The sequence below is a fragment of the Cyanobium usitatum str. Tous genome, assembly GCF_003011885.1.
Taxonomy (GTDB): Bacteria; Cyanobacteriota; Cyanobacteriia; order PCC-6307; family Cyanobiaceae; genus Cyanobium_A; species Cyanobium_A usitatum.
Genome location: NZ_PXXO01000009.1, coordinates 65190 through 78627 on the forward strand (window position 1 = coordinate 65190; position 13438 = coordinate 78627).

The 13438-nt window shown below is 60.5% G+C and carries 10 protein-coding genes and 1 tRNA gene; 7 read left to right on the forward strand and 4 right to left on the reverse strand.

Going from position 1 to position 13438, the window contains the following annotated elements; translation table 11 throughout:
* Positions 1 to 200 precede the first annotated feature (200 nt).
* Positions 201 to 854, forward strand: a complete 654-nt coding sequence (locus C7K55_RS13300; RefSeq protein WP_127432013.1) for a methyltransferase domain-containing protein — start codon at positions 201 to 203, stop codon at positions 852 to 854.
* Between the two features lie 405 nt (positions 855 to 1259).
* Here C7K55_RS13300 and C7K55_RS09105 read toward each other — a convergent pair whose 3' ends face one another.
* A complete protein-coding gene (locus C7K55_RS09105) occupies positions 1260 to 2207 on the reverse strand; it encodes a serine hydrolase (protein WP_106632409.1) in 948 nt (315 codons plus the stop codon).
* Between the two features lie 17 nt (positions 2208 to 2224).
* Between C7K55_RS09105 and C7K55_RS09110 the strand changes: the two genes are divergently transcribed.
* The 4 genes from C7K55_RS09110 to C7K55_RS09125 all read left to right on the forward strand — a co-directional run bounded on the left by C7K55_RS09110 (position 2225) and on the right by C7K55_RS09125 (position 4775).
* Complete coding sequence (locus C7K55_RS09110; protein ID WP_241518281.1) at positions 2225 to 3016, forward strand: C40 family peptidase; 792 nt, start codon at positions 2225 to 2227, stop codon at positions 3014 to 3016.
* 26 nt (positions 3017 to 3042) lie between these two features.
* The gene (locus C7K55_RS09115; protein WP_106632410.1) at positions 3043 to 4017 is read left to right on the forward strand and encodes a glycosyltransferase family 2 protein; all 975 of its coding nucleotides are present in this window, start codon (positions 3043 to 3045) and stop codon (positions 4015 to 4017) included.
* A 103-nt stretch (positions 4018 to 4120) separates the two neighbouring features.
* Positions 4121 to 4237: a photosystem I reaction center subunit VIII gene (locus C7K55_RS09120; RefSeq protein ID WP_106632445.1), complete on the forward strand. Its 117-nt coding sequence runs from the start codon at positions 4121 to 4123 to the stop codon at positions 4235 to 4237.
* 46 nt (positions 4238 to 4283) lie between these two features.
* Positions 4284 to 4775, forward strand: a complete 492-nt coding sequence (locus C7K55_RS09125; protein WP_106632411.1) for a photosystem I reaction center subunit XI — start codon at positions 4284 to 4286, stop codon at positions 4773 to 4775.
* Between the two features lie 330 nt (positions 4776 to 5105).
* Here C7K55_RS09125 and psaB read toward each other — a convergent pair whose 3' ends face one another.
* Together psaB and psaA are read right to left on the reverse strand one after the other, a co-directional pair.
* Positions 5106 to 7313 (reverse strand): photosystem I core protein PsaB, encoded by a 2208-nt coding sequence (gene psaB, locus C7K55_RS09130; protein ID WP_106632412.1) that lies wholly within the window; start codon positions 7311 to 7313, stop codon positions 5106 to 5108.
* A 19-nt stretch (positions 7314 to 7332) separates the two neighbouring features.
* Complete coding sequence (psaA, locus tag C7K55_RS09135; protein WP_106632413.1) at positions 7333 to 9636, reverse strand: photosystem I core protein PsaA; 2304 nt, start codon at positions 9634 to 9636, stop codon at positions 7333 to 7335.
* Between the two features lie 435 nt (positions 9637 to 10071).
* Here psaA and C7K55_RS09140 point away from each other — a divergent pair, with 435 nt between their 5' ends.
* Together C7K55_RS09140 and cobJ are read left to right on the forward strand one after the other, a co-directional pair.
* Positions 10072 to 11505 carry a hypothetical protein gene (locus C7K55_RS09140; protein ID WP_241518282.1) on the forward strand — a complete coding sequence of 478 codons (1434 nt, stop codon included), beginning with the start codon at positions 10072 to 10074 and terminating at the stop codon, positions 11503 to 11505.
* Positions 11502 to 13325 (forward strand): precorrin-3B C(17)-methyltransferase, encoded by a 1824-nt coding sequence (cobJ, locus tag C7K55_RS09145; protein ID WP_241518283.1) that lies wholly within the window; start codon positions 11502 to 11504, stop codon positions 13323 to 13325. Before C7K55_RS09140 ends, cobJ begins: the two co-directional genes overlap by 4 nt.
* A 5-nt stretch (positions 13326 to 13330) precedes the next feature.
* Here the strand turns inward: cobJ and C7K55_RS09150 are convergent.
* Positions 13331 to 13404: transfer RNA gene (locus tag C7K55_RS09150), tRNA-Pro, on the reverse strand.
* Positions 13405 to 13438 lie beyond the last annotated feature (34 nt).

Genomic DNA, 13438 nt, shown 5'->3' on the forward strand with positions numbered 1-13438 from the left:
TCAAACTCGTCCCAAAGCACTTCTTCCACTACGACGCGAAGCTGGCGACGGGGGGCGCTGGATACTAGGAGGAACGGTCTCAGGAAAGCAGACAACGACGACAACATAAACTTTTGCGATAGAACCCTGTAAATGTTATAATTTGCAACTATAAAATCTTCATAAGTGCTAAATTAGAAATTCAGAATTTACCGACTTTTATGAGTTTTGAATTTGGCGATCCAGATGTTTTTGATAAGATTTATGAGAATTCATACTGGGGCAAGGGGTCAGGGGGCGGAAGCTCCCCCGAAGCAACTCAACCCTACAAGATATTCCTAGAAGAGTTTATTCGTCAACATAATATTAAATCAGTCGTTGACCTTGGTTGCGGCGACTGGCAGTTTTCTCAATTTCTCGACTTTGGCAGCGCAACATATATTGGCATCGATGCATCCAAAAATGTAATCACAAATAATCAGCGGTCATTTTCGCGGCCAGGAGTTTCCTTTGCCAATCTTCCAGAGGATTACAATGAACTTCCCTCCGCCGAACTGTTAGTCTGCAAAGACGTACTAATGCATTTAAGCACGAAGGAAGTTCAAGATATTTTGTCAATTCTTCCAAACTTTAAATATGCATTAATCACCAATGACATTCCATGCGTATCCGCATTCGGGAAAATTCTTCTAAAGTTGCGGCGTCCATTTGCGCCCGTAAATAACAGAGAAATAAAGACAGGTGACTATAGGACCCTTGACCCGACCGAACGCCCATTCAACCTAAGGTTGAATAAAGTATTTGAGTGGAAAGGCAGCAATCTAATCCTTGGCAAAGATTGTGGCTGGACAAAGCGAACTTATTTACATCAGTAATGCCAAGACGTGGAATTGCAGTGTCCAGGAGCTCATTGAGTCCCTTGCCTCCAAGATAGTCGCCAATAGCAGAAAGCACCCATGCCCTGGCGATAACACGGTAGAGATGCGCTACTGCGCTGGTCAGTCCTGGGAGCAATCCACAGACCAGTTGAAGCAAAAGCTGCCCAGGCAGATGAGGAGAGGGCGCCATGACGACTACAAGGGCTCAGCGCTGGTGTTGACCTGCGGCCAGCGCCCTGAATTTGCACGTTCTATGTGGTGTTGAAAATAGTATTGGAATTGGTGTTGGAAATAGCATTGGAATCCGCCTCCACCAATGGGAAGCGTTGTCTCTTCCCGTGTCACCACTTCGCTCTGAGAGTCACAACGAGGGCCTCCCTCTCCGTTGTCAAGCCCGAATGCTTATTTACGGCTGGCTGCGGCCAGCCGGGTAGCTATCTCGGGTAGGAGCTTGTGATCCTGGGCGCAGGCCTGGCCCTCAGAAAAAATCACCAGCAAGAAAGGCGCAGCTTTTGGCATAGAACCCTCAGCTGACGGCTCCACGTAGGCCGCATCGTGCCGGGCCTGGCTCATCCAGCCCGCCTTGCTCCAGAGGCGAGAGCCAAGGGGCAAACCCTCACCTATGAAGCCATCCACCTGGTTTTCTGGATCCGCAAGCCTCAAGGCCGGATCCAAGCTGCGCGCCAGCAGAGCTGCCATCCGGGCACAAGCCGGTGGCGACACCAGAGCCGACGCCAGCACGGCCTGCAACAGACGGGCTACAGCGTCGGTACTGAGGCGATTGCGGTTTTCCAGCTCGGTGCCGTAAAAGACCCGCTCCCGCCCGTAGGGACCATCACCCCAGGTTTTCTGGCAAGCATTACAGCCCTGCAGCTCCGGCCAGCCAAGCTCGCTCAGCCAGCCATTGACAAGCTGACGCTGCTCCACCCAGTGGGCCATGGGCTCGGGGGGCAGAGAAGGGCCGCTGGTGGTGCCACTAAGCAAATCCACCACTAGGGAGGTGGCGTCGTTGCTTGAGTCGCGAATCATGTCTGAAAGGGCGCGCCGCAGCTCGGGCGTATCCGCAAGCAAGTCAGCCTGGCGCCAGGCCTCCGCCGCCACTAGGTAAACCAGCTTCACCACGCTTGCTGGGTAGCGAGGACGATCCCCAGCCCAGCTCGCCCCCTGCACCGGCTGGGCCCAGAACAGATCGGGATCCAGATCGGCAGCTCGGCCAAGCAAGGGCTGGTCGTAGCGAAGCCAGGTAATGGAGAGGTGCTGGGCTAATCCAGGCCGCCCCTCCAGCTCTAGAGCCCGCACCAGATCGGCCAGGATCTGAGCCATGGCTGGATCGGGGCTGTAAAAAGCCATCACCGCCGGCCAACGTTGTGGCGAGATTAGCTGTGCTGACAGTAGACACCATCAACCCTGCCCAGCTGGCTGCCGGCGCCCCAGCCGCGCCGGAATGGCTCATCGCAGGCACGAACTGGCAGCTCACTGGCAGCGTCGACCTCTACAGCCAGGCCCGCGGTGAGGGGCTAGCCAGCCAGGCGTGGACTGGCCGCCACCTGCAAATCCTGACCAGTCCAGCAGCTACGGGGCCAGGAATGCGCCTGCGGGTACGACTGCTCGACGATGGCTACCCTGGCTTCCTTGAACCCGATTCCCTGCTAGGGCGAGCAGTGGCGTGCTCGCCGCCCCAGCCGCAACTCCTGCAACGCTGCAGCATTGTCCAGCGGATGGAGCAGGTGCTGAGCTTCGCGCAGGCCGCCCAGCGCGTAGCCAACACCTACCTGTGGGGCGGCAGCCTGGGCCCCAACTACGACTGCTCCGGTCTGATGCAGCGGGCCTATGCCAGCGCTGGCATCTGGATTCCGCGCGATGCCTACCTGCAGGAGCGGTTCTGTCAGCCTGTGGCGGTGCAGCCGGGCCAGGTGCAGTTACTGGAGCCTGGCGACCTGATCTTTTTTGGCACACCCCAGCGCTGCAGCCACGTGGGGCTGCACCTAGGTGGCGGCCGCTATTTACACAGCTCCGGCGTCGCCCACGGCCGCAACGGCATCGGCATCGACGACCTGGCGCCCCAAAACCCCGACCCGGTGGCGCGCCACTACCGACTGGAACTGCGGGGAGCGGGGCGGGTAATGCACAGCCATAACGGCAGTCCCCTACCCACCTAGGGTCGACGCCAAAGGCTGACAAAAACATGCAGCAAACGAGGGAAGGCCAGGCCGAGCTTTCCGTAGTGGTGCCCCTCTACAACGAGGAGGAGAGCCTGCCCCAGTTGGTGGAGCAGTTGCTGGCGGCACTGCGACCGCTGCAGCTGGGCTTTGAGTTGGTGCTGGTAGACGACGGATCCAGAGACGACACAGCGAAGGTGCTCAGCCAGCTGGCCGCCACGGTTCCGGAGCTGGTGGCCGTGCTGCTGCGCCGCAACTACGGCCAGACGGCGGCAATGGCGGCCGGCTTTGACGCCAGCGGCGGGGCGGTGATCGTGACCCTCGATGGCGATCTGCAGAACGACCCCGCCGATATCCCCCTACTGCTAGCTGAGCTCGACCAAGGCTTCGACTTGGTAAGCGGCTGGCGCCACCAGCGCCAGGATGCGGCCATGCAACGGCTGCTGCCCAGCCGCATCGCCAACAGCCTGATTGCCCGGGTAACTGGGGTGCGACTCCACGACTACGGCTGCTCCCTCAAGGCTTATCGGCGCGAGGTGGTGAGTGACCTCAACCTCTACGGCGAACTCCACCGCTTCCTGCCTGCCCTGGCCTTCATCGAAGGTGCCCGGATCAGCGAGGTGAAAGTAAACCACCATCCCCGGCGTTATGGGGAAAGCAAATACGGACTCGACCGCACCTTCCGGGTATTGATGGACCTGCTGACGGTCTGGTTCATGAAACGCTTTCTGACCAGACCGATGCACGTCTTCGGCTTCGGCGGCCTGGCCGCCATGGGCGCAGGGCTGCTGATCGGCATCTGGCTTGTAGGCGAGAAACTACTGCTTGGCGCAGACATCGGCGATCGCCCCCTGCTGCTGATGGCCCTACTGAGTTTTCTGACGGGGGTGCAGCTCTTCTGCTTTGGCCTGCTGGCCGAACTGCAGATGCGCACGTACCACGAAAGTCAGGGACGACCGATCTACCGGGTGCGCGGCATGGTGCGCGGATCCGACAGCTGAGAGGCGGGGCAAAGGGATTGAATTTTTATGTCGCCCTAGCCGGCCCCGCAAGCTGCCACGGGTGGTCTTCGTAGAGTATTAACGGTTGCTATTGGCCCGCGCCATGACTGGAGAATTTGCTGCCGCTTGGTTGCCCTCGGTGTTAGTCCCACTTGTTGGAATCCTCGGCCCAGCCGTGGCCATGGCCTTGCTTTTCAACGTAATCGAAGCCCGCGACTGAGCCCGACCCAAGCCGTCGCTCAGCCTCATCGCCTACCCCCGCCACCATGACCGTGACCCCCGTGGCCGACCCCTGCGTCGGCAATCTGGCAACCCCCGTCAACAGCAGCTATTTCAGCCGGGCCTTCATCAATGCCCTGCCCGCCTACCGCCCCTCCCTATCTCCGAACCGTCGTGGTTTGGAAGTGGGCATGGCCCATGGTTTCTTTCTCTACGGACCCTTCGCCGTCTGTGGTCCCCTGCGGCTCACCGAATACGCCAGCACCGCTGGTTTACTCGCCGCCATTGGACTGGTGTCGATCTTGACCGTATGTCTCTCGATCTACGGCACCGCTGGCAACGGACCCAACATCCAGCCGGCTGACGCCACCATCGACAACCCGCCCGCAGACCTGTTCACCAAGGCTGGCTGGGCAGAATTCGCCAGTGGTTTCTGGCTGGGTGGCTGCGGTGGCGCTGCCTTTGCCTGGTTCCTAGCCGGCACTGCGATCGTTGCCCCGCTGGTCAATATCGCTGGCGGCGTCTGGAGCGTCAACTGAATCCCAAGCGGTTTTCCAATCCCCTGAAAGCTCCGCCAAGGCGGGGCTTTTTTATTGGCTGGTTTTACTGGGCGTTTTTATTGGGCGTTTTGATTGAACCTTTATTGGGCTCCTAATTGGGCCTTTGATTGGGCTGATCTTGTTTGGGGGCAGCCCGATAGACAGTGGCTGCTGGGCCACAAGCCAAGCCTTCGGGACCAGAACTATTCCCTTGGGGGAAAGAGCCGGGGGGTGCGGTGAGGGGCAAGTTAGCCAACAAACAATGGACAATAAAAAACCCCAGCTTGCGCCGGGGTTAATTCGTCCCTCGAGGGAGCAAGTAGGCCGCAGTTAGCCGAACTTGCCAGAGGTAGAAGCAATCAGGAAGGCGGCATACGTGAGTATGTAGCCAATAGTGAAGTGAGCAAGACCCACAACACGAGCCTGGACGATCGAAAGAGCGACAGGCTTATCTCGCCAGCCAACAAGGTTGGCAAGCGGGGTCCGCTGATGCGCCCAGACGATGGTCTCGATGAGTTCCTGCCAGTAGCCGCGCCAGGAGATCAGGAACATGAAACCGGTGGCCCAAACCAGGTGACCGAACAGGAACATCCAAGACCAGACGGCCAAGTTGTTGCTGCCAAACGGGTTGTAACCGTTGATCAGCTGGGAGGAGTTAAGCCACAGGTAGTCGCGGAACCAACCCATTAGATAGGTGCTGGATTCGTTGAACTGAGCCACGTTGCCCTGCCAGATGGCGAGGTGCTTCCAGTGCCAGTAGAAGGTGACCCAACCGACGGTATTCAGGGCCCAGAAGACGCTCAGATAGAAAGAGTCCCAGGCACTAATGTCGCAGGTACCACCACGGCCGGGGCCGTCGCAGGGGAAGGAATAGCCGAAGTCCTTTTTGTCAGGCATCAGCTTGGAACCCCGGGCATCCAGAGCACCCTTCACCAGGATCAGAGTGGTGGTGTGCAGACCAAGCGCAATGGCGTGGTGAACAAGGAAATCACCAGGACCGATCTGCAGGAAGAGGTCGTTGCCACCATTGATGGCGTCGATCCAACCGGGCAGATAAACCGCACTGGCATTGCTAGCTGCGGATGCGGAATTGGATAGCAGCACATCCATGCCATACATCGCCTTGCCGGAAGCGGCCTGGACGAATTGGGCAAAGACGGGCTCCACCAAAATCTGCTTCTCGGGAGTGCCGAAGGCCACGACCACGTCGTTGTGGACGTAGAGACCCAGGGTGTGGAAGCCGAGGAACAGGGAGACCCAGCTCAGGTGGCTGATTATGGCTTCCTTGTGCTCGAGCATCCGGGCCAACACGTTGTCTTTGTTGGCTTCCGGGTCGTAGTCGCGGATGAAGAAGATCGCACCGTGGGCGAACGCACCGCACATCAGGAAGATGGCGATGTATTGGTGGTGGGTATAAAGCGCAGCCTGCGTTGTGTAGTCCTTAGCGATAAACGCGTAGGACGGCATCGCATACATGTGCTGAGCCACCAGGCTGGTGACCACACCCAGAGATGCCAAAGCCAGACCAAGCTGGAAGTGGAGCGAGTTGTTGATCGTGTCGTAGAGGCCCTTGTGGCCAGCACCGAGGTCACCAGGGGTGCCCTTGGGTGGGTTGTGGGCTTCAAGAATCTCGCGAATCGAGTGGCCGATACCGAAGTTTGTCCGGTACATGTGGCCAGCGATCACAAAGATGCAACCGATCGCCAGGTGGTGGTGGGCAATGTCCGTGAGCCAAAGGGCTTCCGTTTGGGGGTGGAAGCCACCCAGGAAGGTAAGGATCGCGGTGCCAGAACCCTCAGCAGTTCCGAACTGTTGATAGACGGTGTCTGGGTTCTGGGCATAAACACCCCAGTTGCCGGTGAAGAACGGAGCCAAACCAGCGGGGTGAGGCAGCACTGAGAGGAAGTTGTCCCACCCAACATGCTGACCACGGGCCTCAGGGATAGCCACGTGAACCAGGTGACCGGTCCAAGCGATCGAGCTGAAACCAAACAGAACCGCCAGGTGGTGGTTTAGGCGGGATTCAGCGTTCTTGAACCAGGCCAGGGAAGGCCGGAACTTGGGCTGAAGGTGGAGCCAGCCTGCGAACAGGGCCCAAGCCGACAGGATCATCATGAAGATGGAACCCTGATAAAGCTCAGCGTTGGTTTTCATCCCGATCGTGTACCACCAGTGGTACAGGCCGGAATAAGCAATGTTCACAGGGGAGGTAGCACCAGCCTGGGTAAAGGCGGCGATAGCTCCCTGGCCGAAGTGGGGATCCCAGATCGCGTGAGCGATGGGACGTACATGCAGAGGATCGGCGACCCACTGCTCAAAGTTGCCCTGCCAGGCGATATGGAACAGGTTGCCCGAAACCCAGAGGCCAATGATGGCCAGGTGTCCGAAATGGGTGGAGAACAGCTTTTGGTAAAGCCGCTCCTCGGTCATGCCGTCGTGGCTCTCGAAATCGTGAGCCGTGGCAATGCCGTACCAAATCCGGCGGGTTGTCGGGTCCTGTGCCAGACCCTGGCTGAACGAAGGAAATTTCGTTGCCATTGGGAGAGGTCAGAAAAGGTCAGCCGACCGCGACGATGCGGGCCAGGAAGAATGCCCAGGTTGTTGCAATACCGCCCAGCAAATAGTGAGCGACACCGACAGCACGGCCCTGGGTAATGGAAAGCGCCCGCGGTTGGATGGCGGGCGCAACCCTCAGCTTGTTGTGAGCCCAGACGATGGACTCGATCAGCTCTTGCCAGTAGCCGCGGCCACTGAACAGGAACATCAGGCTGAAGGCCCAGATGAAGTGGGCTCCTAGGAACATCAAGCCGTAGGCACTGGAACTCGAGCCGTAGCTGTTGATCACCTGTGCAGCTTGGGCCCAGAGGAAGTCCCGCAGCCAACCATTAATGGTGATGGCGCTTTGGGCAAAGTTGCCATTGGTGATGTGCTGGACGCTGCCATCAGCGTTGACGGTGCCCCACACGTCGCTCTGCATCTTCCAGGAGAAGTGGAAAATGACGATCGACAGGGAGTTGTACATCCAGAACAGGCCAAGGAACACATGGTCCCAAGCCGACACCTGGCAGGTACCGCCACGGCCAGGGCCGTCGCAGGGGAAGCGGAAGCCCAGATTCGCCTTATCAGGGACTAGGCGGGAGCTACGCGCATACAACACACCCTTCAACAGGATCAGCACGGTGACGTGGATCGTGAAGGCGTGAATGTGGTGGACCATGAAGTCGGCCGTTCCCAAAGGAATCGGACCGGCGGCCACCTTGCCGCCCACCGCTACAACGGTGCCGTTGAACACTTCGCTCACACCCGCGAGGGCGTTGGGCGCAGTGCTACCTGCAGCGGCAGCGTGAAGACCCTGAATCCACTGCGCGAAGACAGGCTTCAAGGCAATGGCGGAGTCGCTGAACATGTCTTGGGGACGCCCCAAGGCACGCATGGTGTCGTTGTGGATATAAAGGCCAAAGCTGTGGAAGCCAAGCCAGATGCACACCCAGTTGAGGTGGCTGATCAGGGCATCACGAGCTTTAAGCACCCGGTCCAGCACGTTATCGACGTGCTTGGCGGGGTCATAATCGCGAATCATCGCGATAGCGGCGTGCGCACCAGCACCCACAACTAAGAAACCACCGATCCACATGTGATGGGTGAAGATCGACAGTTGGGTGGGGTAATCAATCCCGATGTAGGGATAAGGAGGCATCGCATACATGTGCTGGGCCACGATGATGCTCAGCGAGCCGAGCATCGCCAGGTTCACAGCCAGTTGGGCGTGCCAGCTGGTGGTCATGAACTCGAAGAGTCCGTCATGACCATTGGGAGCGGGGAACAGCAGGGGATCGCCCTTCTGGCCCTGGAGAATCTCCTTGATGCTGTGACCAATGCCCCAGTTGGTGCGATACATGTGGCCAGCCACGATGAACAACACGGCGATCGCCAAGTGGTGATGGGCGATGTCGGTCATCCAGAGGCTGCCGGTCACAGGATTCAAACCACCTTTAAAGGTGAGGAAATCGCTGTAAGCGGCCCAATTGCCCGTGAAGAAGGCTGAAACGCCAGCCCCGAAACCGGGGAATATCTGGGCGATCACGTCCTGGTTCAGGAACTCGTGGGGCAGGGGAATGTCGGCGTAGGTGGCGATGGTTTTGCCATTGAGCGCCAGCGGCTGGCCGGCGTCGATGGCGTCCATCAGCGCGGTGGTGGGCAGGGACACATGCAGCAGGTGTCCTGTCCAGGAGAGAGATCCCAGACCGAGCAGGCCGGCCAGATGGTGGTTGAGCATCGACTCAACGTTCTGGAACCACTCGAGCTTGGGAGCCGCCTTGTGGTAATGGAAGACGCCGGCATTGAGCATCAAGCCGGCCATCACCAAAGCACCGATGGCCAGGGCCATCAGCTGGGTTTCATTGGTGATGCCCCAGGCCCTCCACACATGGAAGAGGCCGGAGGTGATCTGAATGCCGTGGAAGCCGGCACCCATGTCTCCATTGAGAATTTCCTGGCCGAAAATGGGCCACACCACCTGCGCCGAAGGCTTGACGTGCAGGGGATCGGTCAACCAACCGGTGTAGTTGGAGAAGCGCGCTCCATGGAAGAAGGCGCCACTCAGCCAGATAAAGATGACGGCCAAATGGCCGAAGTGAGCTGAAAAGATCTTGCGAGAGACCTCTTCAAGGTCACTCGTGTGACTGTCGAAATCGTGAGCATTGGCGTGGAGGTTCCAAACCCAGGTGGTGGTTTTGGGACCTTTGGCAAGGCTGCGATCGAAATGGCCGGGCTTGCCGAACAGTTCGAAGGTGGCCGGAACTGGGTTCCGGTCGACCATGGCCTTCGCCTTTTCCCCACGCTCTGGTGGGCTGATGGTCATCGAGACGTTCCTCGAGGGACGGGATCGAGGTGGTGGGTCCACCCCTGCAGCAGGCCGGAGAGCCTGCAGTTGGGCCCCATGAACGACCGGCGACCGAGGCCTCCAAGCGTTCATGGGCACCAGCCAGGAAGGGGGTCCGCGAAAACGCGAAACCACTTGCCACAACTGGGGCTTTGGGCCCCAATTAGGGGACCGCTCGCCGAAGTATAGGGGTCGTTTCCGAGAGGTTTTGGCTTGCAGTTACAAAGGTTCAATCCCGGCGCTTCCCAGGCCAGCACAGGGCTTTACAGAACAGAAAGAATCATCAACTTCAACCATCTTGCGGGCAGTTTTTTATTACTTAGAGCGCATCAAAAACAGCCGTCTGCCGCATCCGTTTCCCCCAGGGTGGCACCGGCCAGCAGAATGCTTCCACTACAAGCTGAGCAACCCAGCGTGGGCGCAGGCAGCGCAACCCATCCGGCTCTCCCGTCTCGCCCCGTGCGATGGCGGCAGCGACTGCTAGCGGTCCTGCTAGTGGCAGCGTTGATGTTGTTGGCTGGCTGCAATCGAGTAGCCGCTAGCCGCAGCAGCGGCCCAGCCCCAGCGCCTCTTCCAGTCCAGGGGCCAAGTGGCCGCTTGCAGGAAGTCGCGCCACCTGCCGCCGTACAACAAGTTCAAGCGGCCCTGGCCGAACGCCAGCCCCAGGTATCGATCCAGATCCCGCTAGATGGAAGCGACCTGCCAGGCGGGCCGGTCAAGTTGCAAGTGCAGGTTCGTGATTGGCCGTTAGTTGATGCGGGAGTGCTCGGGTTGGGGCCTCACCTCGTTGTGCAAGTTGATGACCTACCGCCCCAACGCCTCACCACCTCACTATCTGGGCAATTCCCAACTCGCCTGGACGCCGAACTACCGCCCCTGGGCCCGGGCAGCCATCGCCTTACCGCCTATGCGGCCAAACCCTGGGGGGAAGTGGTGAAAAGTCCAGGCGCCTGGGACCAGGTGCGGGTGAACCGGGTGGCCGCCAATCCCCTGGCCACTCCCCAGCTGGGCACACCCCAGTTGATCGGCGTCAGCACAGCAGATCTGGCCGGTCGCGAACCGGTGCTGCTCGACTGGCTGTTACTAGATGCTCCCCTCCAGGGCCTGCGCAACAACGACGGCAGCTGGCGCCTGCGGGTGACGGTCAACGGGGACAGTTTTTTGGTAGATCAGAACTCGCCTCTGTGGCTCAAGGGCTGGCACAGCGGCAGCAACAGTGTGCTGATGGAGCTGGTTGATGGCCGCGGCGCTCCCCTCAACCCCCCTTTCAACACCTTGGTGAGCGAGGTGACAATTAATGGTTCCTCGCCCACGCCCAGTTGGCAGCGGGGGCGCCTGGATGCCAGCGAGTTAGCCCAGCTACTGGGAGAGGAGCCTGCAACCCCGGCGGCTCCAGAACCAGAACCTAAACCAGTCCCAGAAGAACCAGCAGCAGCCATAGAAATCAATCCGCCGACGGCCAGCGAGCCCCAAACCGTGGCTGAACCGTTGCCCGCAACTGAGCCCCAATCCCCACTTGAGCCCGAGGCTTCGCCGGAAACGGAACCCCTGCCGGAACCAGGACAACTTGACCCAGAACAACTGCTTGAGCTGGAGCCCACTGTTGAAGCTGAGTTAACCGAATCTTCGCAGCAAGATGCCCCACAAGCAGAGTCCACACCTGTGATGCCCCCACAAGCGATCCCCGCCCCTACTCCGGCCCCCACCACTAGGGCCCCCACTGATCGGCTCAGCGCCTCCACCAACCTGGGGGGATCGGCCCGCAGCCAGCTGAATCCAGATGGTTCCCTGCTCAAGCCCAAGGCGCCGGGTCCCATGGCCGGGCTGCGTCAGAAGCTAGGTACGTGAATTCACCAAACAACCGCCCCGAGCAGGCCGCGCCGCGCGCCCGCCGCTGGGGCCTGGGCTTCAGCCCTGCCAGCGCCCCCGTGCTGGACCAGCTCCTTCAGGCCGGCCTGATCGACTCCCAGGTGGGGACTGACGACCAGCCCGCCGCTGGGGACTGCTTAGTTGAACAGTGGTCAACGGCCAGCGGCTTTGTGATCGTTGGTGCCTGTGGCCTGGTGACCAGGCTGATTGCGCCGCTGCTCGTGAATAAAGAGCGCGATCCCGCAGTGGTGGTGGTGGATCCCCAGGGTCGGTTCGCCATTCCCCTGCTGGGGGGGCACGCGGCCGGGGCCGAGCGACTGAGCCACCAGATTGCCGCCTGCCTAGGCGGCCAGGCTGTGCTCACCGGGGCAACGGCTGCAGCAGGCTTACTGAGCCTCGACAGCTTCGGCAAAGACTGGGGTTGGCAGCGGGGGCAGGGCGATTGGAGCGCCCTGATGCGTAAGGCAGCCCATCTGGATCAACCGCTGCGGCTGGAAGCTCACCACGGCAGCCGCCGCTGGCTAGAGCTCGAGGCCGCCACCTGCCTACTGGAGCGAGCTGGTGGCTCTGGAGAGAACCCAGAGGCAGATCTGGTCGTAGATATCCACACCGGCGCTGGCTGCCGCTGGCATCCGCCGAGCCTGTGGCTAGGTATGGGCTGTGAACGCAACACCAGCCTGAGCCTGCTGGAGCGCTTGCTGGAACAGACCCTGGCCGACCAGCAATTGGCACCTGAATCCGTAGCTGGTTTAGCGAGCATCGACCGCAAGGCCGATGAACCGGCCCTGCTTGCTCTAGCGGCTAAACGAGGCTGGCCAGTGCGCTGGTTTGGGGCCGATTCCCTAGCGGCAGTGCCGGTGCCCACCCCATCGGCGGCCGTGGCCCGGGAGATGGGCACCGCCAGCGTGGCCGAGGCCGCAGCCCTGCTGGCAGCTGGCCCCGCCGCCCAATTGCTGCAAACCAAGCTCATCGAGCATGCCAACCCAGGCGAGCTCGGGGCAGCCACCCTGGCGGTGGCTCTGGCCGAGAGTCAATGGGCTCCCGAGCGGGGCCAGCTGCACCTGGTGGGCAGTGGCCCGGGCAGCCTGGAGCTGCTCACTGCGGATGCGCGCCGCGCCCTGGCGGAAGCCACGGTGTGGGTGGGCTACGGCCTCTACCTCGACCTGCTTGAACCGCTGCGGCGACCGGATCAGCTGCGCTGGAACGGCCAACTCACCGAGGAGCGGGCCCGCTGCGCCCTGGCTCTGGAGCTAGCGAGCCAGGGGCTGAATGTGGCCCTGGTCTCCTCTGGCGACAGCGGCATCTACGCCATGGCCGGCCTGGCCCTGGAGCTTTGGCTGGCCAGCCCAGCCGATGGCCGGCCCAGCTTCAGCGTGCATCCGGGCATCTCGGCCCTGCAACTCGCCGCTGCCAAGGCCGGAGCTCCCTTGATGCACGATTTCTGCACCATCAGCCTCAGCGACCGACTCACCCCTTGGGAAGTGATCGAAAAGCGGCTGCAAGCAGCGGCTGCAGGGGACTTTGTAGTAGCCCTCTACAACCCTCGCTCCCTGGGCCGCGACTGGCAACTGGCCCGAGCCAGGGAGCTGCTGCTGGAGGGCCGGCCGGCCTCAACACCGGTAGCCCTGGCCCGCCAACTGGGGCGAGCCGATGAGGCCGTCAGCCTGCACAGCCTGGGCGAATTACCGGTGGAGCAAGTAGACATGCTGACCCTGGTGCTGATTGGCAATAGCAGCAGCTATGCCAAAGACGGACGCATGGTGACCCCGAGGGGTTACCCAGGAGCCGAGCTCAGCTGAAAAAATCGGGATGACAGGATTCGAACCTGCGGCCCCTTCGTCCCGAACGAAGTGCGCTACCAAGCTGCGCCACATCCCGATCAGGCGACTTTAGGGGATCAACTCGGCTGTAG